The organism is Pyxidicoccus xibeiensis (assembly GCF_024198175.1).
Lineage (GTDB): Bacteria > Myxococcota > Myxococcia > Myxococcales > Myxococcaceae > Myxococcus > Myxococcus xibeiensis.
This window is the reverse complement of the sequence record NZ_JAJVKV010000005.1, coordinates 1071059-1094250: the sequence shown is the minus strand read 5'-3', so window position 1 is coordinate 1094250 and position 23192 is coordinate 1071059. Positions and strand designations below refer to the sequence as shown.

The following is a 23192-nucleotide window of genomic DNA, read 5'->3' as shown; positions in this document are numbered from 1 at the left end:
AGCGTCTCTCGGATTCCCAGGCGATGAACAACCTCGCCGTCCCGGACCTCGAAAAATGGAGGAAGGCGCTGGAAGCGCTCAAGGCCGGTCCGGAACTGACGCCGGAGACCGACTTCGAAATCTCCAGCGAAGAAGATGCCGACCACTATTCGATTACACAGTTGAAGTCGGGGAGCTTCCTCGTGCGCTACAGGCAGCTCGGCTGGGACATGAAGATTCACTACGACTCGGGCTGCATCGAGGTGAATGGCGCGACACATAAGAGGGATGGGGGCCCTGTTGAGGGGGAGGGAGGGTGCAGAGGGGCCGAGGAGGGCCACTGACGGGGACGCCCGAGCGATGCTCCCGTCCGGTGGACAGGCCGCTTGAGCCCCCTTGGGGTACACGCCTGCCCAGACCGCGCTCCTATCAGGTGCGTAGCAGGGGCCTGGACCTCTTGGCGCCTCTTGAGCCTCAACACCCCGCGGCCTGGGGAGCATAGGCGGCATGGGAGCCCTGTTGCGTGCGAGGGCCGGGGTAGGTGGTGGGCCAGGAGGGCCTTGCGACATGCCCTGGACGTTGAAGGAGGCCCCCCAAGGAGGCCTGCACGTCGCGCTCCAGGCGCACCACTGCCTTGCGCGGGCGACCGGTTGCCGCGAGCTGGCCGGTACTCCCACCCGCGCTCCTCCACCTGCCCCTCCCCAGCCACACCTCGCCAGGGCTCACGCTACGGAGGGGCTCCTACGGGCTTCCGTGGAGCCCTGGCTTCGTCTCCAAAGGGAAGCCGCCCCCTCAGGTCAGCGCCACGGCCTCCCTGCCGCGGCGACGCCACCAGACGAGGCCCCCGGCCGCTACCAGGGCGCAGCCGACGAACAGCCATCCGGTTGAGTCGCCGGAGTCTTCGCCATCACCGTCGCCCACGTAGCTGCTCAACTCGATCGCCCCGTCCGCGGTGTCGACGAAGAACTCGACGTCCTCCTGGCCCTTGTCGACGCGCCGCACCGGAAGCCTCTGGTTCCCCTCGACGAGTGTGAGCTCGGCTTCAGGCGGCAGGTGGGCGAGCTCGTCCGGCGCCTGGGCGACGCTTCGGTCCAGGAAGATCGAGGGGCGGGTGCCTTCGGGAGCAATCCTCTGTGCTACGAACCCCAGGCTCTCGGGCGAGTGGGTCGAGGTGCCCGCCGCCTTGGTGACCATCACCAGCTCACCGTCGGGCGTTCGGGCCACGTAGGCGGCTGAGCGCGCGGCGTCGTCGCTCAGACCCGCGAAGGCAAGGCCTGCGCGCTCGGCAGCCACGAGACCGGTCACACCGGCCGCGGCCTTACCGAGGCTCGCGGCCTTGCCGGTCTTGCCTAGTTTCGCGCCGACGCTGACCGCCTTGCCGCCCTTTGAACCGACGCGACCGAGCTTGCCCAGCAGGCTGCCGATGCCTGCGTGCGAGACGAGGGGGACGACAGCCAGGGACAGCGCCACGATCAATGCCAGTGTTCGAGAGCCGAGCATGTCGAGTCATACATGCCATGTTTCCGGCCGCTGTGCAGCCGGGGGGCGGTCAGCAGGCCGTTGAACCCGGGGTGCGACGCGACCCCGGCTGTGCAGGAGTTGAAGCGTACCGGCTGAATCCTTTCAAGCGACAACCACCTTGTCGCTCACCGAAGGCGGCTGACGGGGGCCCCAAGCTGTGCGCCAGGCCGGTAGGATGGAGCGCCTCGTCCAGACAGCCACCGGGTGGGAAACATGAAGCTCGCAACGTCCTACCGGGAGCAGCTCGCCACCGAGAAGCGGTCGGCGTACGTGCGTCTGGTGGGTGCGGTGGCTGCGGCCATCGGAGGGCACTGGTTGCTCTACGCTTTCAACGGCCCGCTCCGACTGGGGTCCTTCTGCCTCACGTTCTGCAGCGCCGGGGTGGTGCTCTACGCGGTGATGGTCCTGCGGCGGAAGCCCAGAGCGCTCCATGCCGTCTTCGACCGGCGGGTGATACGGCCGAGCACACCGGAGCCGCATGTGCAGCACCTCCACCGGCTGGCGTTGATGAGCGCTGTAGAGGAACTCGAGGTGCTCCCACGTGAGCCTGGCGTGGCTCCGCTGAGCCATTTCGTCCACATCGAAGGGATGAGGGAGGGCATCGCGTGTCACGAGCCGAGCCTGGGGCTGGCGACGCTCGACGCCCTCCTCGCCGCGCTCCCCCGGACCAGGCCGCCGCTTCGGGATGCTGCGGCGGTGCGCGAGGGGCTCGAGGATCTCCGTGCGGACTTGCAGGCCGCGGACGCGTGCGGGGCACGCTTCTGCCTCATGCCGGTGGCCGCCTGGACGGGGTTGGCCGAGTCGAACCTGGGGCTGTTCCTCGGGACCTGGCCCAGAGGCTCCTCTTCCTCCAGCGCGCGCATCAACGGGGTGAAGCGCGGCCGGTAGCTGAGGCCATCTGCTGTTTAGGCCTCCGCCACCGCTCCATCCAGCAACTCGATGAGGTGCCGCAGCTGCGTGCCGAGTCCCCTGCGCATGCCCGATTCGTATAACGGCTTATGCAAATGCTCAAGCGCGGTGAGGATAGGAAGAACAGCCCGGGTTTCTCGTGCAGCGCCGCATGACACGCGCGCCCCAGGCGCCGCCGCTCCCCGCCATTCACGTCGAGCGCTCGGGACGGGGAGTTTGTTTTCACCCCGCGGGCGTACCTCGCCTGCGCCTCACCCGCTCGCCCCTGCCCTGCCCTCCGCGCGCGCGCCCTCGCCCCTACTCCCACGCCGGTGGGCCCTGCGCTGCCGCGAGCGGCGCCATCTGCGTCGCCTCGCCCACGTGCGGGGAGCTCGCGGTCTTCGTGCTGTGCTGGTTGGACCCGGAGAATGCGGTGGGTGAGCTGGAGCCCGTTGGCACTGCGCCGGAGCACCGTCGCAAGGGCGTGGCCCGCGCGCTCATCGTCAGCGCACTGCACCGGCTCGAGGAGGCAGGAGCCCGCACGGCGCTCGTCTATGCCAAGGCGAACAATCCTGCCTCCGTCGCGCTCTACACCTCGGCGGGCTTCAGAGAGGTGGACTGCAACGTGGGCTACGTCCACGGTGGGTGAGGCACACAGCTGGCACGCGGAGTGCAACTCGGGCGACCCCCGTGGCCCGTGAGCCACAGTGCCCCGTGTACCCTCGTGAAATGGAGACCCAGATGACAGCGAAGATGATGATGGCGGCAGTCCTGCTTGCGCTGGTCGGCCCGGCTGCAGTCGCCGAGGTCACGCCCACCACGCCCATCGTGTGCTCGGCGTGCGAGGGTTGGAACAAGCCGCAGAAGCCTTTCAACATCTACGGCAACACCTGGTACGTCGGGACCAGCGAGCTGTCGGTCCTGCTGGTCACCGGCCCCAAGGGCCACGTCCTGCTCGACGGTGCGCTGCCGCAGTCCGCCCCCATCATCGCGGCGAACATCCAGGCGCTGGGCTTCAAGCTGAAGGACGTGAAGCTCATCCTCAACACGCACGAGCACTTCGACCACGCAGGCGGCATCCCGGCCCTGCAGCGCACCACCGGTGCCACCGTGGCGGCGAGCGTCAAGGGCGCCAAGGTCCTGCGCGCGGGGACCGTGGGCAAGGACGACCCGCAGTACGACCCCGCCAAGCCCTTTCACCTCGCGAAGATTGCGAAAGTGCGTGAGGTGGCCGATGGCGAGACGCTGTTGGTCGGTGACGTGAAGCTCGCCGCGCACTACACGCCGGGCCACACGCCGGGCGGCACCAGCTGGACGTGGAGCTCGTGCGAGAAGGACCGCTGCCTGAACATGGTGTACGCGGACAGCCTCACACCGGTGTCGACGGACGGCTTCCACTTCAGCGGCGGCAACGGCACCCCCGACATCTCCAAGTCCTTCCAGGCCACCATCGACAAGGTCGCGGCGCTGAAGTGCGACGTGATGGTGTCCAACCACCCGGGCTTCTCGCAGGTCCTGGAGAAGCTGGCTTCGCGCACGGCCGAGAAGAACACCTTCATCGATCCGACCGGTTGCCAGAAGTACGCGGAGGCTGCCTCGAAGCGGCTCGCGGACCGGCTCGCCGTAGAGGCGAAGGAGAAGGCTGCCAGGTAGGAGGAGCATAGGAGAGCATCAGTGCGCCCGACATGTTGCTGGAGGGCTTGTGGGCGCTCGTACCTGAAGCGGAGCGGGAGCGGCTGAGCAGCGCCATTGCCCGCGTGCAGGATGATTGGGATGGGGTGGACCCAGAGGAAACCATTCTGCGGGCAGCCACCTTCACCCCGGCGGACGTGGACGCGGCAACGCAACGGCTGTCCGAGCCCACGCGGGCCGTGTTCCGCAAGTTGCTGCGCCGGGAACCGGCAGAGCGCTACCCGTCCGCACTCGCGCTGCAAGAGGCCTTGTCCAGCGTGCTCCGGGAGCGCGGGGGGTACAGCGCCAAGAATGCGGCAGACGAAATCCAGGCGGCAATGCGGCGGGCGGGCGAAGCGCGGGCCGATGAAGAGGACGGAGCGCAGAGCGCGTTCTGCGTGGACGCCATCACGACGGAGCCGAGCCCGCCGTGACTGCGCCTGTCCGGCGTCCGGTGACGTTTCGCGTCGCCGTTACGGACGAGTCCCTACGCGCATCCATTGGCCACGCCGCGAAAGCGGCGCTGCTCCGGTTGGGGCTCAGTCAGTGGGAATCGCGGAGGCCATCGACATCAACTCCGAGGTTTACGGGCGCTTGGAGCGGGGGGTAATGGCTCCGCGCATTGGCGCGCTGCACCGCCTGTGCGTGGCGCTCGGCATTTCAGCTGACGTGGCTTTCGGCCTGGAGTCCTCCGGTGCGCGTGCTGCCGCGCTTGAACCCGTGAAGCCACAAAGCACCCTGATTCGCCGCCTCTTGCGGCGTGCGTCTGTCCTCAGTGCGCGTTCGGTGCGTACGCTGACGTGGGTTGCCGCCAACATGGAGCCCAACGCGCGGAAGAAGCGGGCGCGGTAATCACTGCGCACCGGGCGGGCGCCACGGCTCCGAGGTGGCGCTCGGCACGGGCCCTGACCGCAACCACTCACCGGGTGGGCGCCACAATCCCGAGGTGGCGCTCGGCACGGGCGCTGGCGGCTACCGCGCACCGGGCAGGCGCCAGTGCCCCGAGGTGGTACTCGGCACGGGCGCTGGCGGCCACCGCGCCCTCGGCAGGCACTACGGTTCCGAGGTGGCGCTCGGCGCTGGCAGGCACCATTGCGCCGAGGTGGTGCTCGGCGCGGGCAGGCTCTACGGCGCCGAGGTGGTGCTCGGCACGCGCACAGGCAGCCACTACACACCCGGCAGGCGCCACAGCCCGAGGTGATGCCCGGCGCGGGCTCTGGATGCCACCAAGAACCGGGCAGGCACCACGGCCCCGAGGTGGCGCTCGGCATATCCCCTGGCCGCCGCTGCGCTCGGTGGAGGCGCCACGCCCCGAGGTGGTGCTGGGGGAGGCCCGATCCGATGGGTCCTGGCCGTGACTCGCCGCGCCCCGGAGGATGGAGCCCTTTTCCGCTGGGGGGCTGATGAGGGTACATCGCGCTGCCGCGCTGCTGCTGGCTTTGGTGACAGGTTGTTCCTCGGGGCGCGTGGTGCGCTTGGAAACTGGCCGGGGGCCGTCGGTCGTCTTCACCCCCGTCAGCGGTGAAGCCGGGCCCGTGAAGGTGGAGCGGGACGACTTCAAGAAGGCCGTGGCTCGGCTGGTGCGGGAGATGCGGCCTCCGGCCAATCCCCAGCAGGCCGCGCGGCATCTGATGGGAGTGGATGCCCGAGGCGGCGCGTTCTTCTTCAACGAGCGGACCCGGCAGCTCACGCCGCTGAACGGCGCTGCATTGGTCTCCGACATGCCCCCAGCGGACGTGGAACTGACGCGGGCATATCTGCGCTGGTGCGAGCGCACCGGGCGCAAGGGCGATTGTCTGCGCCTGTTGATAGAGAGTCCTACCGTCACCGGAGACGGGCGCTACACCCTGGCCATGGCCCTGGCTCAAGGTGTCGTCCGGGAAGAGATGCTGGACGCCTTCCGGGACATGGCCGACCCGCACGCGGCGCTCTCGGCGGTGCTGTGGACTATGACCCTATACCTGGTCCTCTGGTCGGTACCCGAGCCGGTGAGCAAGGGCCTGGCTGCCGTTATGACGGCCACAGCCATCGTCTACCTGGGGGTAGATACCTTCTGGTCGCTGATAGCGGGCTTCAAGCGACTGGTGGAAGCAGCCGACCGGGCCACCACGTTTGACGACTTGCGCGAGGCGGGCGAGCGCTACGGCAAGGTCATGGGCCAGAACGCGGCGCGAGCCTTCGCGCTGCTGGCGACGGTGGCCGTGGGCAACACTGCGGTGGGTTTCGCGGGCAAGGTGCCCACGCTGCCCGGCTCCGCTCAAGCGGCGGTGCTGGCCGGGGGCCGGGCGGGCATCCGCCTTGCCGCCGTGGGCGAAGTGGGCATGGTGGCCGTGTCGGGCGAGGCCGTCACCGTGGCACTGGCCCCCAACGCGGTGGCCATGACGGCACGGGCCATGGGTGGCGCGGCTGCCGGTCCGGTGGACCAGGAAGGCCACGACCACCACATCGCTACGAACAAGTGGTGGAAGTCCACGAACAATGCAGGCCCGTGGTCCCCACAGTTCCAGAAGATCTTCGACAGGGCGGGCATGACGCTGGACGACCCGGCCAACATCGTCCACGTCAAGGGCCACAAGGGGCCTCATCCACAGGAGTATCACGAGGAAATTTTCCGGCGCTTGAGTACCTCGGTGCGGGACTGCCGCACCATGGAGCAATGCCGCAAGGCGCTGACAGCCGAGCTTGGCCAGTTGGGGCAGGAGATCGCCACCCCAGGGACTGACCTCAACAAGCTGGTGACGCGCACCTAGAAGCGGCGCCACAATGAGCCTATGCCAAAGCGGTACTTCGACCTGTTTGACGACATGACCGTTCGGGGGCGGTGGTTGCTCGGCACCCCCACAGATGTTCAAGGTCGGGAGGTGGACGACCCGTGGATGTTCCAGCGGGGAGAGCGACTCCCGGACCCGGGCCCCTTGAATCTCCCCGTGACTGTGCCCGGCAGGGCGCTCGATTTCTCTCGGGCGGCGTTCGGGGTTCCGGTGGTCCACGCCCGAGTGGCTTCGGTATTCTCGGAACTCGCGCCCACCGAGGTGCAAACCCTGCCGGTGGAGATTCAGGGCCAGTCGGAACAGTTCTTCATTCTCGTTGCTACCAAGCTGATTCGCTGCATTGACGACAAGGCGTCCAAGCAAGTCCTGAAATGGATGCCGGAGGACGGGACCCCTGAGAAGGTTGGAGAGTACCGAAATGTCCGAGGTATGCGGATTGACGCCTCCCAGGTAGGCGACGCGAAGGTGTTCCGCCCCTGGGGATGGCCCATCGCCTTGATCGTCCGAGAGGAGATCCGCACCGCACTTGAGCGTATGGGCGCCACGGGAACGAAGGTTGAAGAGGTTTAGGGGCATGTTCCACGGCGCCGAGGTGGATCTAGGCACTACGGCTCCGAAGGGAGGCTCAGCTTAGAACTTGGCCGTCTCCGCGTACGGAACCGGCACCAAGGCCCCGAGGTGGTGCTCGGCGTGGGCGGCCGCCACCGTGAATCGGCCAAGCTCTACGGCCCGAGGTGGCGCTCAGCACGGGCCCTGGCCGCCGCTGCGCACCGGCATGGCCCCACGACCCGAGGTGGTTCTCGGCATGGTTCCTGGCTGCGAATACGCACCGGGCAAGCCCCACGGCCCCGAAGCGATGCTCGGCGTGGGTAGCCGCCACCACGCACTGGAATGGCACCACGGCTCAAGGTGGCACTCGGCACGGGCGCTGGCAGTCACCACCCACCGGGCAGGCACCACGGCGCAGGGGGGCTCGGCATTAGTCCTGGCGGTCACCACGTAACAGGCAGGCGCCACGGCCCGAGGTGGTGCTCGGAGCGGGCGCTGGCGGCCACCACGCACCGGGCGGACACCACGGCTCTGAGGTGGTGCTCGGCGTGGGCGTGGCTGACACTGCACATCGTGCAATCACTACGGCTCCAGGCGACGCTCGGCACAGCCTTGTCCGCCACTGCACACCGGGCAGGCTCCACGGTCCTATCGAGCGACACCACGCCCCGAGGTCTCGCTCGGCAGAGTCCTGGCCGCCGCTGCGCTCGGGCTCAGCTAGGGAAAGTGAATCCATTCAGGGACACCGCAGCGCTCCTTGGGCGACAAGACGGCTGGGGCGCTTGGCGTTTCGGGTGCTCCTGAACGGATTTAAAACCCTTGGCTCAGAAGCAGTCGGACCACTATATTGCAGAGTCATCTATTCTTGGCTTTGGTTGATTTGGGTTCTACATGATCCACATAAAACAAGCTGTTCTCGAAGCATTCCGCTGTTTCGACAAGGTAGAGCTGGAGCTGTCTCATGTTAATATATTCGCAGGCCCAAATAACTCCGGAAAATCAGCGCTCCTCGCAGCAATTCGACGGTTGCCTTCAATCAATCTTGAGCGACACCCGCGCGATCCCCAAGGGGGAGGGTTTCTAGGCTCATTCACTGATTTAAAACTCCAACACGACGACATACAAGACAACAAGTCCCCGCTCGGCTTGGCCTGACTGTTTCAAAGACTGCACGCATCCAAGAGGCAATGCAGACCATGAAGATCGGACGCAAACATGGACGCTACAGCAAGACAGAAGTTCTCTTGCAGGACGCCTATTGGCCTTTCACGGTGGTAGCTCGATTCGCCGAAGAACGCGTCAAGATGCTTGAACTAGTCCAACATGACCGCATGCCTCCTGAAGAGGAACTCCCTGAGAACGAACGTGTAGGACTTGCAGGAACAATCCTTGAGCTTATCGAAGCACTGCCAATCGTAGTGCTGCCTGAGCGTCGAGATTGTGGCCCTGAAGCGGGTAAGGCAAATGGGATTCGCGAAGAACGAATCGACGCAAGCATACTGCTATCAGAACTGATAGACATGTATTGCGTGGACCAGTCTCGTTTCAAAGGCTTTGTGTGCCGTCTTGGGGAGCTGGCGGGAATGTCCGCGAGAATCACCTTGCATCCCCGAGAGCGTCAACTCAAATTGTCGCTCGGCAATGAAAGTGCTCGCTCAGTCGAGAACCTCGGAGCTGGCGTGTTGGAGTTAATGATGTTGTCATTGGCTCTGGAAAAACACAATGGCGGTCTGCTCCTTTATGAAGAGCCGGAACTACACCTGCACCCCACTCTCCAGCGAAGCGTGATGCGCATGTTGAAAAAAGAGTGCGTTGATGGCAGTTGGCAGTCGCTTGTCACCACTCATAGTAATCACATTTTAGATCTGGAAATGAAAGAGGGCGTCGCAACCCACATTGTTAAACGCACTTCAACAGCAAGCAGCATCACCACTCTAAATAAGAATGAAATGAGGGATGCTGTTGAACTGCTCGGTGTTCGTCCTAGTAGCCTACAGGAAGCCAATGCCCTCATCTGGGTGGAGGGTCCCTCCGATGCAATCTATCTCCGATTCTTCATTGAAGTGGCGTCTAGACGACGCGACATCAAGCTGGAAGAATTTATGGATTTCAGCTTCGCATTTTTCGGCGGCGCCCTCTTGGCTCACATGCGCCTCACGGATGAGCCTGTTGATGGTTTTGTTTCTCTACTCTCAATACATCCGGGATCCTATTTAATTTTAGACTCAGACAAGAAGTCGGATATGCCAGAGCTTGGTAAGCTGTATGCGCGAAACTTCATTGAGAATTCCGACTATCGGGATCGCATTTGGGTAACCGAGGGCAAAGAGATCGAGGATTATCTCCCATCTCGCATAGTTGCCGATGTTATTCCCAGGACAAGAAATGACATGAAGAAGGTCAAGGACTCTGGACGCTCACGGTGCGCCCGGGCGCGGAGGTGCCCATCGAGGCGACGCTGGTGAGCGAGCGGGCTGTCGGGACGTTCGAGCAGGTCCTTCTTGCGGCGGTGGGGTTCGGGACACGGGGCCTGCGGGTGCACTGTGAGCCCAAGCTCGACGCCACGCGTCTCGAGCGCCTGCGCCGGGCCGCGTCTGTCTTCTCCCACGTCGAATGGGTGTGCGCGTGTCCGCGTCGCGGTAGAGTGGCGATGTGGATGACATCGTGTACGGTCACCTGGAGCGCGCCGCGGAGTCCTTTGCCCGGCACGACGAAGAGGAGACGCTCGGCGCCCTGTTGGCCGCCTGGCGGGTGTGTCGCTCACCGGCCCTGGTCAAGGTGTGTGAAGAGGTCGAAAGGCGCCTAGTCGCGAACGGCCTCTCCGCGGATGGCAACGCGAGGCCGCCGCCGCACGAGGCGTGGGAGTACACGCCCAGGTCCATGGCGTGGCTCCTCGTGTCGCAGGCAAAGAGGTCCTCGACATCGGCGGCGCATTACCTCGACCAGCTCCTTCGGATGTCCCCGAACCCGCAGTTCGGGCCAGCGCTGCTGCTCCTCTCCCGGCTGCCCGAGTTCCAGGCTCCGCTGAACCTGACGAAGCTGTGTCTGGCGCTCAAGCACGTGGGCCCGCCCTTCGACGTCGCGCCGCTCGAGGCGCTTCACGCCAGACTGGCGCCGGACAACGACTCCGCCGGTCGGCTCGCGTTCATCATCCGCATGGGGCGTGAGTGGGTGCCCCCGGCCCTGGATGCGCGCGCCGAGGCCGCGCTGCAGGACTTGAGCAAAGCGCTCGGCGAGAGGGAGGAGCATGAGCGGCGCTGCGCGAGCGTCCGGGAGCAGTGGCTGCCCCTGGTCTACGCCCAGCTCGACGACGATGCCGCGCGACTGGTGATGGCCGATGAGTTGGTGGCCCTCGGAGACCCCTGGGGCGAGTTCATCGTGCTTCAATGCTCGCCCGCTTCCGATGAGGCCCGAGTCAACGTGCTGCTCGAGGCGCATCGGTCGAGCTGGGAAGAGCCCCTGGGGCTCCTCGTCGTGCCGGGCAAGACGCGTTTCGAGCGGGGGTTCCCAGTGGCGGTCCAACTGGGAAGGAGGACTTCGATGCGACCTTCCTTCCCTGCGCCGAGCCCTTCGTGGAGCACGGTGCGGGAGATTGATTGGGGCGGAGGCGAAGGGCCCGGTTTCCACGGGGAGTGGTTCATGCATCCACACCTGCGCGGTATCAGACGGATGCGCCGGATGGAGTTCCACGAGGCCCACTTCATGGGCCCACATCCTTCCGTGAGCAGGCTGGAGTTGCGTGCGCCTCAAGTGGGCGGGGTCTATCCGGTCAGGGAGCCGGGTGTTGAACGGTCGGAGACGTTCGAGAAGCTGGCGCTGCTGCCAAGCTTGTCGTGGCTGGAGCTCCGCGACGCGGAGCCGGAGGACCTGCGCATCTGCGCCAGCTCTTCCCTGGCGAGGAAGCTGGAGCGCTTCGATGCCGACAGGCAGGGCGCATGGCGGCTCACGGCGCGGCCGGCGGCGGAGGTACCCATCGAGGCGACGCTGGTGAGCGAGGAGGCTGTCGGCCTGTTCGTGGAGGTCCTTCGCGCGGCAGAGGGGTTTGGGACGCGAGGGGTTCGCGTGCGCTGCGAGCGCAAGCTCAAGCCCTGGGAGATGCAGGACCTGAAGCAGGCCACGGCGGCCTACGCCCACGTCGAGTGGGCGTGAGCTCCGCTGCGCTGGTAACCGTCCGGAGAGTGGCCGGCTCCGGCTTCCACCGTCTTGATGCCCGCGAGGCCCGGTACCTGTGTTCCCCCAAGCAGGAGAGGAGGAGGCGAGAGCGGGGAAGGAGGCAGCGGCCAGGAAGGAGCGGATACAAGAGGTCGGCGGTCCCTGCCCAGGCACCTCTGCACTCTCCCTCCCCCTCAACAGGGCACCCATCCCTCTGATGCTTCGCCCCCTCCCTTTCTCCGCTTTCGCGCCGGCTCATGCGGCCGGCTGCAGGACGACCTTGGTCCAGCCGCTGTCGCGTTTGTCGAAGTGCAGGTAGCCATCCGGCGCCTTGTCGAGCGGGAGCGTGTGCGAGACAATCCACGAGGGCTTCACCTTGTCCAGGTGGATGAGCTCGCGCAGCTGGCGGTTGTAGGCCTTCACGTTGCACTGGCCGGTCGCCACGCGCTGCCCCTTGAACCAGAGCATGCCCCAGTCGAAGACGAGTTCACCCTGCTTGGCCAAGGTGTCCGGGCCGCCGGGGTCATTGGGGATGAAGACGCCCACCACGCCGATGCCGCCGGTGAACTTCACCGACTTCACCAGGTTGTTCATCGTCAGGTTGGGGTGCTCCCTCCCCTGCGGGTCGTGCGCCTGGTAGCCCACGCACTCGCAGCCGCGGTCGGCGCCCTTGCCGTTGGTGAGCTCCATCACCCGCTCGACGGGGTCCACCTTCGAGTAGTCGATGGGGATGGCGCCAATCTTCTCGCAGAGAGCGAGCCGGTCCGGATGCCAGTCGACGACCATCACCTTGCTCGCGCTCTTGATGGTGGCGGAGAGCGCGGCCATCTGTCCCACGGGCCCTCCACCGAAGATGACGACGGATTCGCCCGGCATGAGCCCGGCGAGCTCGGTGACGTGGTAGCCGGTGGGGAAGATGTCGGCGAGCATCACGTAGTCGAGCTGCTTCTCCTCGGCGTCCTCCGGCAGCCGCAGGCAGTTGAAGTCGGCCCAGGGCACGCGCAGGTACTCGGCCTGCCCGCCGTTGTAGGGCCCCATGTCGGCGAAGCCGTAGGCGGCGCCGGCCGTCCCCGCCGGGTTGGCGGTGAGGCAGAAGGCGGTCAGGCCGTGCTCGCAGTTCTCGCAGTGGCCACAGCTGACGTTGAAGGGAACGGCCACCCAGTCGCCCACCTTCAGCTTGTCCACCGCCGAGCCGACCTCGACCACCTCTCCGAGGTTCTCGTGCCCGAGCACCCGGCCCGACTCCATGTCGGTGCGGCCTTCGTACATGTGCAGGTCCGAGCCGCAGATGTTGGTACTGCGAATGCGCACCACCGCATCGGTGGGCCGCTCAATCTTCGCGTCCGGCACTTCTTTCACACTGACCTTGCGCGGTCCCTCGTAGACGAGTGCCTTCATGGTGCCCCCTTGTGCATGGCGTCGCAGCAGTCCTCGACAAGCCTTGGCAGGAACGCACGTCAGGACAACCCGCCCCACAGAGGGAGCCGGCCGCGCGGCGGAAGGGTGACCGAAGCACTGCAGGGCCTGCCCTGACGTCGGCTGCCTGCGGACCAGTGCAGGGGACCGGGGCCCTCCTGGGGCGCCTCCGGGAAGGGCTCGCGCGCCAGCTCCGTTGTCGGAAACGGTCCGGATGCCGGCCTGCTGCAGCCGGCGGAGCGCGACGCGGTAGCGTCGGCGCCAGCGCTCTTGCGCCTGCGCGCTCGGCGGCTCCGGATGGGCAGCGCCCCCCGACAGGAAGGTTGCAGCCAGGGAGGTGATGGCGAGCCTGGACGCCGCCCACAGCTCCGCCACCGCGCCCGACTCCTGCAGCCAGCCATACTCCCGCTCGTCCAGCGCGCTGAGGATGAGCGACACGGCGTCCAGGCTCAGGAAGAGGGTGAGGGTGTCGTCGTCGATACCGAGGATGAGCCCCGCCTTCCGGCAGCGGCGAGCATAGGCGGCATGGGAGCCCTGTTGCGTGCGAGGGCCGGGGTAGGTGGTGGGCCAGGAGGGCCTTGCGACATGCCCTGGACGTTGAAGGAGGCCCCCCCAAGGAGGCCTGCACGTCGCGTTCCAGGCGCACCACTGCCTTGCGCGGGCGACCGGTTGCCGCGAGCTGCTCGAGAGGGGGAGACCCTCAGCCGAGAGTTACTCCCAGAGCGCCTGCTGCGGTGGCCCCAGCGCCGGAGCCAGGCGGGGCGGCTGCTCGGGCAGCTGAAGGTGACGGAGAATGCGCCGGATGACGGCGCCCTGCGTCAGGTATGCCAGCCCCCGTCGCTGGCCTGCGCACCTTGGGCACGAGAAGACATCTATTGCGAACGTCCTGCGCAGCAACCCGGCCCAGTCCAGCCTCGGAGCGCGCTGACGCCTCTCGCAGCTGCCCACAGTTGCCGCCCCTGCAGAGGGTGCCTCCTCCTCGCCCGAGGCCGCCGCTGCGGGGACCAGAAATGGCCGCAGTTTCGCCCCTGGGGCGAAGACGCCATGGAAGCGCGTCAAATTTGTCCTGGGCGGGGGTACCCGACTGGCCACCCGCCGGAGCAGCTCCAGTCCTGTGAAGAGCAGGTGCGTGGTGCCATCCGGCATGGGCCGCTTCATGCGGTAGGCGATGCGCCCGTCTTCTGCCTCCTCGAAGCGCTCCATCGCGAGGGCGCCCCGCGCTCCGTACCTGCACAGCCGCTCCAGGCCCTCCCTGTCATTTGCATGCAGGTGGGTGTTGGCATGGAGGGAGAAGCCCTCCAGGAAGGCGCAGCGGGGCACCTTCTTGGGCGGTGGCCGCACGTCCAGCCCCGTCCATCGGAAGCGCTGCTGAAGGGACTGGGCCTGATAGGCCTGCCGCGCGTCCTCGGGCCCTTCCCCGGGCAGCGCCCATTGCGCGTGCCCAGCTTCCTTGCCCTTCGGCGCTGTAGGGCGAAGAGCGCGCGCAGGAAGACGGTGAGGACATCCGACAGCAGCCCGCTGTCCTTCAACAGCGCCCAGCGCACCCGGTGCGGGAAGGACAGCGTCCACTGACGGTAGGGCACGTGTGGCAGCACCCGCTCCACCAGGTGCACCTCCGTCACATGCGCCCGCTTCGCGTTGCAGGACGGGCACACCCCTCGTCCCTTGCACGAGAAGGCGACGAGAAGCTCGTCCTTGCAACTCTCGCAGCGCACCCGCGCGAAGCCGTGCGCCAGCACTCCGCATTCCAGGTACTTGGCGAAGTCCCGCTCCACGTACCGGGGCAGGCCGCGCCCTACCTCGCTGGCTTCCCCCAGCAATGTGGCCAGGTTCTCCCGCACCGCCTCGTACAGCACCGTCCCCTCCGGCTGCCTTCGCCGGTACGCCCACCCGTGCGTTCCCACCTGCCCCTCCCAGCCACACCTCGCCAGGGCACACGCTACCGTCCACCTCCCACAGGCCCCGTGGAGCCCCTGGCTGCTTGTGGGGATCGGGGCCTACGAGAGCAAGCTACAGCAGCCCCGCGCTGAAGGCGCGGGTTCGATTCCCGCCGCTTCCAATGAGCACCTCCCGGAAAGGACTCAGCTCTCCAGGAGACTGGAGTTGGGCACGTTCCGTACGATGATCGCGTCGAGGCGCTTCCCGAGGTCGCGCTTCCAGCCCGGCATCCCGGCGATGTACTCCTGCGCCGGGGCGTCGCCGTCCGCCTTCTCGATCTGAGGGTTGCCGCCCGAGAGGAGGACGACGGCGACCTTCTCGCCTTTTCGCACCTTGATGGGCCTGGCCTCACTCGCACCTGGCCTGAGCATGCCAGTCGCACCAACTGCGGGACGAGCCCACCCTGCCAGCTCCAGCGTTGATCAGCGTGCGGGCAGCTCGCGCGAGGTGATGCCGTCCAGTTCCAGGCGGCGGACGGCCTCGACGAAGCGCTCGGTGCCGATGACCATGGTGGCGAAGTTGCCCACCCGGAACAGGTCCAGTTCCGGGGGCAGGGACGCAGCGTCCAGAATGGGCTCATCTGGTCGAGTGAGCCCGTACCGCCCGCAGGTGGCGCAACGAGGAGGCGCATCCGGTGGGATGCAGTCCGGATGCAAACGGCCATGGGGCTCCACCTGGAGTTCCAGCAACTCCGGTGGATTCTTCTGCCGGAATCGCAGCACGGTCGGGCAAGCCAGCAAGCCCCGCACGCCCTCCGCCTGGAGACGCTCCAGCACCTCCCGTCGAACGACCAGCTTCAGTCCTCCGACCCAGGTAATAGGGCCGAGCTCACCAAAGGCGCGGCCCACCAGCGGACCGAAGCCCGTACCGGGTGGTAGCTCGGCATGGGGAGGCGCCAGGGGACGTACCAGCTCGCGCAGGCGCACGAACTCGGCGAAGGGCTCGGGCCTGGCCTTCTCGAACTCTCCGCGCTCGGGGAGCTGAGATAGGTCCACGCACGGGTACTCGTGGCCCGCGCCAGCCCAGGTGACCCCGCAGGTGTGACACCTCGCGCCGGGCAGCGAAAGCTTATGCCACCCGTCGATGCCACCGCCGTACTTCGCGGCTACCGCCATGTCCTCATGTATCCAAAAGAACCGGCTCATCCGTCCTCACGCTACCGGGCAGGAATAGTAGGGCTGGATGGGACCACCGATGAGCTGGAAGCGATAGATGAGCTCTCCCGCGTGCTTGTAGATCTCGGCAGGGGGGGCATCTGGCTTCGCGATTCTGAACTCGCGCCATGCCTGGTTCCACGGCCCGCCACGTCCGCCGCTGCCGTGAATCCTCCGAAGGTGGAGCAGCCCAGCCAGGACACGGCCAGCAGCGACAACCAGAAGGCGTGCAGGGTCCGCATCACCTGCCAATCCTCATCGAGGCGCGGCGACTGCGACGGCCCTCAGAGAGCACTGTTCCCGTCAGGGGGACATGCTGGGATGATGGGAAAAGATGGAAACCCCCGCTTCCCCTGGAGGCCGCTGGCTGGCCTTCCCACGCATCCTCTGGCTGTCGCTCGCCGCCGCGCTGGTGCTGTCGCTGCCCATGTTCCTGGCGGGCTTCGTCACCGACGACTACGTCTACCTCGGCGTCCTCAGTGGCAGGCCGCCTCCGGGCCCGCTCCCCAACACCAGCTACGACCTCTACCGGTACGTCGACGGCAACCCGGACACGCTCCAGCAGCTCGTCACCCGGGGCGTCTATCCGTGGTGGACGCTGCCCGAGCTGCGGCTCGCCTTCTGGCGGCCTCTGTCCAGCGCCCTGGCGGTGCTCGACCACCGCCTCTTCGGCATGAGCCCCACGGGGTACCAGGCCCACTCGATTCTCTGGTACCTCGCGGCGGTCGCCGTGGCGGGACTGCTGTACCGGCGCCTGCTGCCGGGGCTCGCGGCCGGGCTGGCGGTGCTGCTCTTCGCGCTCGATGACGCCCATGCCGTGCCGGTGGGGTGGATCTCCAACCGCAACGCGCTGGTGTCCGCCGTCCCCGCCATGCTGGGCCTGTGGCTGCACCTGGAGTGGCGTGAGCGGGGCCGCGTCTGGGCGATGCCCCTGTCCATCGTCGGCCTCGCGCTGGGGCTCGGGGGAGGTGAGGGGGCGCTGGGCTTCTTCGCCTACCTGGGCTGCTACGAGCTGCTGGGCCACAAGGGTCCGCTGCGCCAGCGGCTCCTGGCCCTGGTCCCCGCAGTGTTGCTGGGACTCGCGTACGTGGTCGCCTACAAGTCGCTCGGCTATGGCGCGTTCGGCTCGGACTTCTACATCGACCCCGCACGGCAGCCCGGTCCGTGGCTGGCGAATGCGCTCACCCGGGTGCCTGCGCTGTTGAGCGGGCTGCTGCTCAGCCTGCCCTCGGACATGGCCCTCTCGGGGCCCGGCTTCCAGGTCGCGCTGGGCCTCGCGGGCCTCGCGGGCGTGGTGGCCGTGGGCCTGCTGGTGCGCGCGGCGTGGCCGGGCCTGGAGGAGCAACAGCGCCGCCACCTGCGCTGGCTGATGGCCGGCGCCGCCCTGTCCCTGCTGCCCGTGGCCTCCACGCTTCCTTCCAACCGCCTGCTGCTGACGCCGAGCCTCGGCGGCGCGGCGGTGGTCGCCGTGGCCCTCACGCAGCTGTGGCGCTGGCGGGAGCGGGCGTGGCAGCCCCGGGCCCTGGCGGCTGGCGCCGCCGTGCTCGTGCTGCTCCACGTGGTGACGGCGCCGTACTTCTGGTGGGAGACCGCCGCGGGGTTCCGCGCCGTCAGCGCCCGGGGAGACCGCATCCACGGCGTCCTCACGGGAGAGCTGGACTCGGGCCGGCTCGCGCAGCAGCGGGTGGCGGTGCTCGCCGCGCCGGACCCGATGGTGGGCATGTACACGGCCGCGCGCTGGTGGATGGGCGGCGGCGTGCTGCCGCGCGCCTGGTGGACGCTGTCCTTCTCTCCGGAGGTCCACCGCGCCACCCGCACCGGCCCTTCCACCCTGGAGCTGGAGCTCGAGCGGGGACGCTTCCTCACCACGCGGGGCGAGCGCCTCTACCGGTACGCCGATGCTCCCGTGGCCCAGGGCACCGATGTGGACCTGCAGGGCGTCCGCGTGAAGGTGCTGGAGGCCGATGCCGAGGGGCCCCGGCGGCTGGGCGTGACGTTCGACGCGCCGCTGGAGGACCCTTCGCTCGTGTTGCTGTACTGGAAGGAGGGTGCCCTGCGCCGGCTGCAGCCCCCTCCCACCGGAGGCCAGGTCCTCCTCAACGTCAGGATGAACGTCCCATGACCGCGTCCGCTCCGCTCTCTGCTCCCGGTCCCAAGGGTACCTGGCCCTTCGGCAGCTTCTTCGACGAGGCGAAGGACCCGCTGGGCTTCATCAAGGAGAACCAGCGCCGCTACGGCGACGTGTTCCTCTTCCGGATTGGCGGCCGCGTCCACTGCGTCCTCAGCCACCCCGAGGACGTGAAGCGCGTCCTCATCGACGAGCCTGCCGCGTTCCCCAAGCCGCGGATGCCGCCGTCCCTCTTCGCGGGCAAGGGCCTCTTCGGCAGCGAGGGCGACTACTGGAAGAAGCACCGGCGGATGATTCAGCCCGCCTTCCAGCGCGAGCGGATGCTCGCGTGGGTGGACACCATCTCAGATGCCACGCGGAAGATGCTCGACCGGTGGGAGCCGCTCGCCCGGAGCGGGCAGCCCGTCGACGTGTACGAGGAGTTCCTGCGGCTGGCCTACACCATCCAGGCCCGGCTCTGCCTGACCACCGAGCCCGACGACGCCCTCTACGCGAGCATCCACGGCGCCGTGAAGCACATCGGCCGGAGGGACCCGCCGATGCACGAGCTGGTGTTCACCGTGCTGCCCTTCCTCTCGTCGTGGCGCCAGAAGATGGCGGCCTACATGAAGCCCGTCGACGAGTTCATCCACGCACGCATCGCCGAGCGGCGGCGGGGCGAGGGCGTGCAGCAGGACCTCCTGCAGATGCTCCTGGAGCTGAAGGACCGGGACACCGGCGAGGGCTTCAGCGATGTCGAGGTGCGCGACGAGCTGATGAACATCTGGGGCGCGGGCTACGAGGCCACCGGCGCGGGTCTGGCCTGGTCCGTCTCCCTGCTCGACCGGAGCCCGGAGGCCCTGGCGCGCGTGGAGCGCGAGGCCGCCGAGGTGCTCGCGGGCGGCCTGCCCACCGCCGGCTCCTCGGAGGCGCTCACGTACACGGGCCAGGCCTTCCGTGAGGCCCTGCGCATGTACCCGCCCGCCTGGCGGCTGGAGCGGCAGGCCACGCAGGCGGTCGAGCTTCGCGGCGTCTCCGTGCCAGCGGGCACCATGCTGTTCATGCTGCCCTATGTGCTCCACCGGGACTCGCGCTTCTGGGACTCGCCGGAGCGGTTCGACCCGGAGCGCTTCTCGACGGAGCGCTCCGTGGGCCGGCCGAAGTGCTCGTATGTCCCCTTCGGAGCGGGGCAGCGCACCTGCCTGGGCAACCTGCTCGCCCTGCTGAAGGGGCCCCTCATCCTGGCGATGGTGACGCAGCGCTACCGCGTCACCCCCGTGTCCCGGGAGGAGCCCGGCTTCGACGTGGGCGTGACGCTGTCACCCCGGGGCGGGCTGCCGGTGCGCCTCACGCTTCGGTGACGTGGGGCGGCCTCGGGCACCCGAAGGTGAAGGATTCCGCCCGGCCCCGTTGAGGGAGGTGATGCGCTCGTCACGGGGGTGACGCAGGCATCGATTCCGTCCCTCAAACCAGGTGAGTCCTTGCGCACACGTCCGACCGTTCCGCTCTATCCGCTGGCACTCCTGGTTGCCCTGACCGCCTGCTCCGACTCCAACGACGACACCGATGACCCGGATGCCGGCTCGGACAACGCGAAGGTGGACCGCATCGTCGTCACCCCGGACCAGGGCTTCCTGTGGGTGGGGGAGCAGCTGACGCTGGCGGCGTTCGCCTACGACGAGGACGGCACGCTGCTGAAGGACGTGAGCTTCACCTGGTCCGGCACCGACGCCTCGGCGGTGGGCCTCGAGGACGGACGCATCCAGGGCGCCTCCACGGGGGTGTCGCTGGTGAGCGCTTCCGTCGGACGCGTCGAGAGCCCGCCGGTGACGGTGCTGGTCCTCGACGCCCCGGAGGACGTGCGCAGCTCCGAGGAGGCCCTCGCCCAGGCCGCCGAGGCGGGGCTCCTGACGCCACACGAGGTGCTCACGTACCGCGTCTATGCCGCCTTCTCCGACCCGCGCCTGCCGCTTCAATACAAGGGGCGCGCGACGGGGGCCTTCGAGACGGAGGCGCTCCAGGACGTCCTCGACCAGTACGACACGCTGCCCGCCGAGACGCGCGCCGCGGTCGACCCGTTCCTGGTGCCTCCCGCCGCCGACGCCAGCTGGCTCTCGCCTCCCGGGAGTGGCAAGGGGCTTGGCAAAGGCCGCCCCACCTGCCAGGCCAGCCTCGACGGGTGGGACTTCGTCAACTCCACGCAGGCCAAGGTCAACGTCTGGTACCAGTTCAACGTCCCCGGCCAGAGGGCGAAGGCCGCCCTGGTGTCGGAGGCCATCGAGAAGGACATCTGGCCCAAGCTCTTCGGGACGCTTGGCTTCCCCGAGCCCCTCTCTGACGCCACCTCGAGCTGCCCGCTCCACAGCCCGAAGCTCGACGTGTTCCTCGTGCGCAACGTCGAATTCCGCGGCCTCACCGTTCCCGAGGCCGGCGCGCCCTATCAGTCCTCCGTGTTCATCCTGCTGAAGGAGTCGATGACGCCCGACGAGCTGAAGGCCGTCGCCGCCCACGAGCTGATGCACGCCAGCCACTGGGCGTACCGGACCCAGTCGTTCCAGACGAGCTACGGGTGGCTTCGCGACGCGGTCGCCAACTGGGCCATCGACGCCGTGTACGGCCAGAGCATCCAGTTCGAGCAGGAATTCGCGAGCTGCTACCTGAGCTCGGCGGAGCTTCCGCTCCAGGACCGCTCCAAGGGCCACTGCAGCGCGAGCAAGTCCAAGGTGGAGCGTGACTACGGCGCCTACCTCTGGTTCCAGTACATCGCCAACACGCTCGGCCCGTCAGCGGTGAAGAGCATCCTCACGGCGACGCAGTCCGTGGACACGGGTGTGGAGGCCATCGACAGCGTGGTGCCGGGAGGCTTCCAGAAGCACTGGCCGCTCTTCGGGAAGATGCTGTGGAACAATGCTCCGGTGGACTCGAAGCCCGCGTCCTTCTCGACGTGGGACTCGCTGGGCGAGGTGGTGAAGAGCGTAGACGCGAGCGGCGACCTGGGCGGCGCGGCGGAGAAGAAGGACGAGCTGGAGGCGGAGTCGCAGAACCTCTCGCACCGCGTCTACTACTTCGACTTCAAGGACCCGCAGACCCGCTCGGTGCTCTTCTACAACGGCTTCTTCGAGCCGAAGAAGGAGGGCAAGCACCTCAAGGTGCAGGCGCTGTGGCTGGACGGCGCCGGCGCATGGCAGGAGGAGGACTGGTCCGACTTCGAGTTCGTCGGGCTCTGCCGGGACCTCAAGACCCAGCGCGCGCAGTACCTGGTCATCATCGTGAGCAACGCGGAGACGGAGGAGGGCGAGAGTGTGACGGCTGCCCGGACGCCGTACCTGAAGCGCAGCAACGTGGGCTGCTGGAAGATTGAGGGGGTGGCGAGCGCCATCGAGATGCAGCCGGGCTGGTCGAGGCAGGGGCGCAGGGGTTTCGCCACGGTGAGCTTCGAGGTCGACGCCTCGACGACGCAGCTCGACTTCAAGCACCCGCAGTTCCCGGACACGCTCCGGGTCGGAGCAAACCTGCTCCTGCCCCCGAGCGGCTCCTTCTCCTTCGAGGTGGACTATGGCGACGGTGGCTGCTCGCACAGCTTCGGCCCCGCGAGCTTCTCGCTGGCTCCGTTCTCCGGCTTCCTGAAGACGAATCCCTTCCCCGAGCTGCACAGCCCCGACGCCGCCGTGACGGCATGGCTGAAGCAGCCGGCGCGCGCGTACGTCGGCGCGCTGGTGGACAACTCGGGCATCGAGGAGCGGGTGGCGGGCCTGGACTGCCAGAGTCCCCAGTACGGCGTCCCAGGAGGACTCCTCGTCACCAATGACGTGAACAACGAGGTGTACGTGAATCCTCCCACCGTGCTGCCGGATGGCCGCTTCATGAAGACCTACTCCACTCTGGGGTTCACCTTCGACTGGAGCTTCACGCCCCAGAGGCAGCCGTGACGGTCGCCGGTGCGCCTCAGCCTCCGCTGATGACTCCATGCGTCAGGTGCTGAGCGTGGTTGAGGCGCGGCGGAAGTGAGGAGAGGAAACATCTTCCCCTACCTCCCGATAATCAGGTTGTTCCTCACGAATTTCCTCGCGGGGCACGACCGATTGGGAGCCTGGCCATGACGGGTGTTTCGCGTTCTTCGGACAACCATTCTCGCTCTTACGGCTCCTCTCGCGACACTTCGGCGCTGTCCCCCCAGAAGACGCAGGCCGACCGTTCGGGACGCCAGCCTCCCAGCAGCGACGTCGCGGGGGCGCGTCCCAGTGCTCAGACGCCCACGGGCTTCAGCAATGTCAGCGCCTTCACGCCCGCGGGGCAGAGGACCTCGACGGGCTCGCTGACCTTCGGCGCGCGGGGTGAGGAGGTGCGTGCGCTCCAGGACCAGCTGCGGACCGCGGGCTTCGACCCGGGCGCCAGCGACGGCATCTTCGGCCAGCGCACCGATCGCGCGCTTCGTGACTTCCAGGCCTCGAAAGGCCTGGAGGTGGACGGCATCGCCGGCCGCAGGACGTTCGCGGCGCTCAGCGGCGTCGACGGCATGGACCCGAACGCGCCCGCGGCGGGGGGCGTCAATGGCACCGCGCGTCTCAACGGCCAGCCCGAGGGCGTCGGCATGACCACCGGCAGCATCACGGTGAACGGCAACACGTACCAGTTCAACTCGGGCGGGGCCAACGCCTACTCGGTGCCGCAGGGCACGTACCGTGTGACGGCGCATCGTGACAGCCGCTCCGATCCGGGCTTCGTGCGGGATGGTGTCGGCTACAGCTTCCTCATGGAGGATCCGAACCGTCCCGGCTCCGACAAGATGTATGACGCCCGCGCGGGCCGTGACCGCGAGTGGCTGCGCATCCACCCGGACGGTCGCAATCCCGGCACGGAGGGCTGCATCGGCATCGTCGGTGACGCGGAGACGCAGCGCCAGTTCCGCGCGGACCTGAACGCGGAGCTCCAGCGCAACGGCGGCGTCTACACGCTCCGCGTGGAGTAAAGCGAAACACCGGACCGCGCAGGTGTCCACCCAGGTCGCGAGCAAGTCCCCTGGGTGGCATGCCGGTGCGCCTCCTC

Annotated in this window: 20 protein-coding genes and 1 pseudogene; 14 read left to right on the top strand and 7 right to left on the bottom strand. The window is 67.6% G+C overall.

The genetic code is table 11. The features are described from left to right. A partial coding sequence (locus tag LXT23_RS26820; protein WP_253983137.1) for a hypothetical protein occupies positions 1–323 on the top strand: 323 nt, incomplete at its 5' end. Positions 324–771: 448 nt separating this feature from the next. Here the strand turns inward: LXT23_RS26820 and LXT23_RS26815 are convergent. Next, on the bottom strand, positions 772–1479 hold the full coding sequence (locus tag LXT23_RS26815) for a hypothetical protein (protein WP_253983136.1): 708 nt from the start codon (positions 1477–1479) through the stop codon (positions 772–774). 234 nt (positions 1480–1713) lie between these two features. On the opposite strand from LXT23_RS26815, the gene LXT23_RS26810 reads away from it, so the two are divergent. The 9 genes from LXT23_RS26810 (at position 1714) to LXT23_RS26775 (ending at position 11528) form a co-directional block, all read left to right on the top strand. Further along, a complete protein-coding gene (locus LXT23_RS26810; RefSeq protein ID WP_253983135.1) occupies positions 1714–2388 on the top strand; it encodes a hypothetical protein in 675 nt (224 codons plus the stop codon). A gap of 172 nt (positions 2389–2560) precedes the next feature. Further along, the gene (locus LXT23_RS49765) at positions 2561–3037 is read left to right on the top strand and encodes a GNAT family N-acetyltransferase (protein WP_256561135.1); all 477 of its coding nucleotides are present in this window, start codon (positions 2561–2563) and stop codon (positions 3035–3037) included. Positions 3038–3129: 92 nt separating this feature from the next. Beyond that, a complete protein-coding gene (gene bla / locus LXT23_RS26800) occupies positions 3130–4041 on the top strand; it encodes a subclass B3 metallo-beta-lactamase (RefSeq protein ID WP_253983133.1) in 912 nt (303 codons plus the stop codon). A 32-nt stretch (positions 4042–4073) separates the two neighbouring features. Next, positions 4074–4493, top strand: a complete 420-nt coding sequence (locus tag LXT23_RS26795; protein WP_253983132.1) for a serine/threonine-protein kinase — start codon at positions 4074–4076, stop codon at positions 4491–4493. 969 nt (positions 4494–5462) lie between these two features. Then, on the top strand, positions 5463–6809 hold the full coding sequence (locus tag LXT23_RS26790; RefSeq protein ID WP_253983131.1) for an AHH domain-containing protein: 1347 nt from the start codon (positions 5463–5465) through the stop codon (positions 6807–6809). Positions 6810–6830: 21 nt separating this feature from the next. Continuing rightward, positions 6831–7400, top strand: coding sequence for an imm11 family protein (locus tag LXT23_RS26785; protein ID WP_253983130.1), 570 nt, complete (start codon positions 6831–6833; stop codon positions 7398–7400). 870 nt (positions 7401–8270) lie between these two features. Next, entirely contained in the window at positions 8271–8534 is a 264-nt protein-coding gene (locus LXT23_RS50725) for an AAA family ATPase (protein ID WP_407692910.1), read from the top strand. A 41-nt stretch (positions 8535–8575) separates the two neighbouring features. After that, on the top strand, positions 8576–9844 hold the full coding sequence (locus LXT23_RS26780; RefSeq protein ID WP_253983129.1) for an ATP-dependent nuclease: 1269 nt from the start codon (positions 8576–8578) through the stop codon (positions 9842–9844). 187 nt (positions 9845–10031) lie between these two features. Next, positions 10032–11528 carry a hypothetical protein gene (locus LXT23_RS26775; RefSeq protein WP_253983128.1) on the top strand — a complete coding sequence of 499 codons (1497 nt, stop codon included), beginning with the start codon at positions 10032–10034 and terminating at the stop codon, positions 11526–11528. Between the two features lie 258 nt (positions 11529–11786). Here the strand turns inward: LXT23_RS26775 and LXT23_RS26770 are convergent, their stop codons facing one another. The 6 genes and pseudogenes from LXT23_RS26770 to LXT23_RS26750 form a co-directional block, all read right to left on the bottom strand. Further along, positions 11787–12929 (bottom strand): glutathione-independent formaldehyde dehydrogenase, encoded by a 1143-nt coding sequence (locus LXT23_RS26770; protein WP_253983127.1) that lies wholly within the window; start codon positions 12927–12929, stop codon positions 11787–11789. A 729-nt stretch (positions 12930–13658) separates the two neighbouring features. Continuing rightward, entirely contained in the window at positions 13659–14216 is a 558-nt protein-coding gene (locus tag LXT23_RS50720; protein ID WP_407692917.1) for a transposase, read from the bottom strand. Then, positions 14102–14686: a transposase zinc-binding domain-containing protein gene (locus LXT23_RS50715; protein ID WP_407692916.1), complete on the bottom strand. Its 585-nt coding sequence runs from the start codon at positions 14684–14686 to the stop codon at positions 14102–14104. Before LXT23_RS50715 ends, LXT23_RS50720 begins: the two co-directional genes overlap by 115 nt. Positions 14687–15028: 342 nt before the next feature. Further along, complete coding sequence (locus LXT23_RS26760; protein ID WP_253983125.1) at positions 15029–15256, bottom strand: hypothetical protein; 228 nt, start codon at positions 15254–15256, stop codon at positions 15029–15031. Positions 15257–15307: 51 nt separating this feature from the next. Further along, positions 15308–16030, bottom strand: coding sequence for a SitI6 family double-CXXCG motif immunity protein (gene sitI6 / locus LXT23_RS26755; protein WP_253983124.1), 723 nt, complete (start codon positions 16028–16030; stop codon positions 15308–15310). A 6-nt stretch (positions 16031–16036) separates the two neighbouring features. Next, positions 16037–16216: pseudogene (locus LXT23_RS26750) on the bottom strand (DUF2380 domain-containing protein); the annotation flags it as partial. Between the two features lie 157 nt (positions 16217–16373). Between LXT23_RS26750 and LXT23_RS26745 the strand changes: the two are divergent. The 4 genes from LXT23_RS26745 to LXT23_RS26730 all read left to right on the top strand — a co-directional run bounded on the left by LXT23_RS26745 (position 16374) and on the right by LXT23_RS26730 (position 23115). Further along, entirely contained in the window at positions 16374–18161 is a 1788-nt protein-coding gene (locus LXT23_RS26745) for a hypothetical protein (RefSeq protein WP_253983123.1), read from the top strand. After that, the gene (locus LXT23_RS26740; RefSeq protein ID WP_253983122.1) at positions 18158–19507 is read left to right on the top strand and encodes a cytochrome P450; all 1350 of its coding nucleotides are present in this window, start codon (positions 18158–18160) and stop codon (positions 19505–19507) included. The genes LXT23_RS26745 and LXT23_RS26740 overlap by 4 nt, the downstream gene beginning before the upstream one ends. A 120-nt stretch (positions 19508–19627) precedes the next feature. After that, positions 19628–22075 carry a hypothetical protein gene (locus tag LXT23_RS26735; RefSeq protein WP_253983121.1) on the top strand — a complete coding sequence of 816 codons (2448 nt, stop codon included), beginning with the start codon at positions 19628–19630 and terminating at the stop codon, positions 22073–22075. Positions 22076–22242: 167 nt separating this feature from the next. Beyond that, complete coding sequence (locus tag LXT23_RS26730; RefSeq protein WP_253983120.1) at positions 22243–23115, top strand: peptidoglycan-binding domain-containing protein; 873 nt, start codon at positions 22243–22245, stop codon at positions 23113–23115. The last annotated feature ends 77 nt before the right edge of the window (positions 23116–23192 follow it).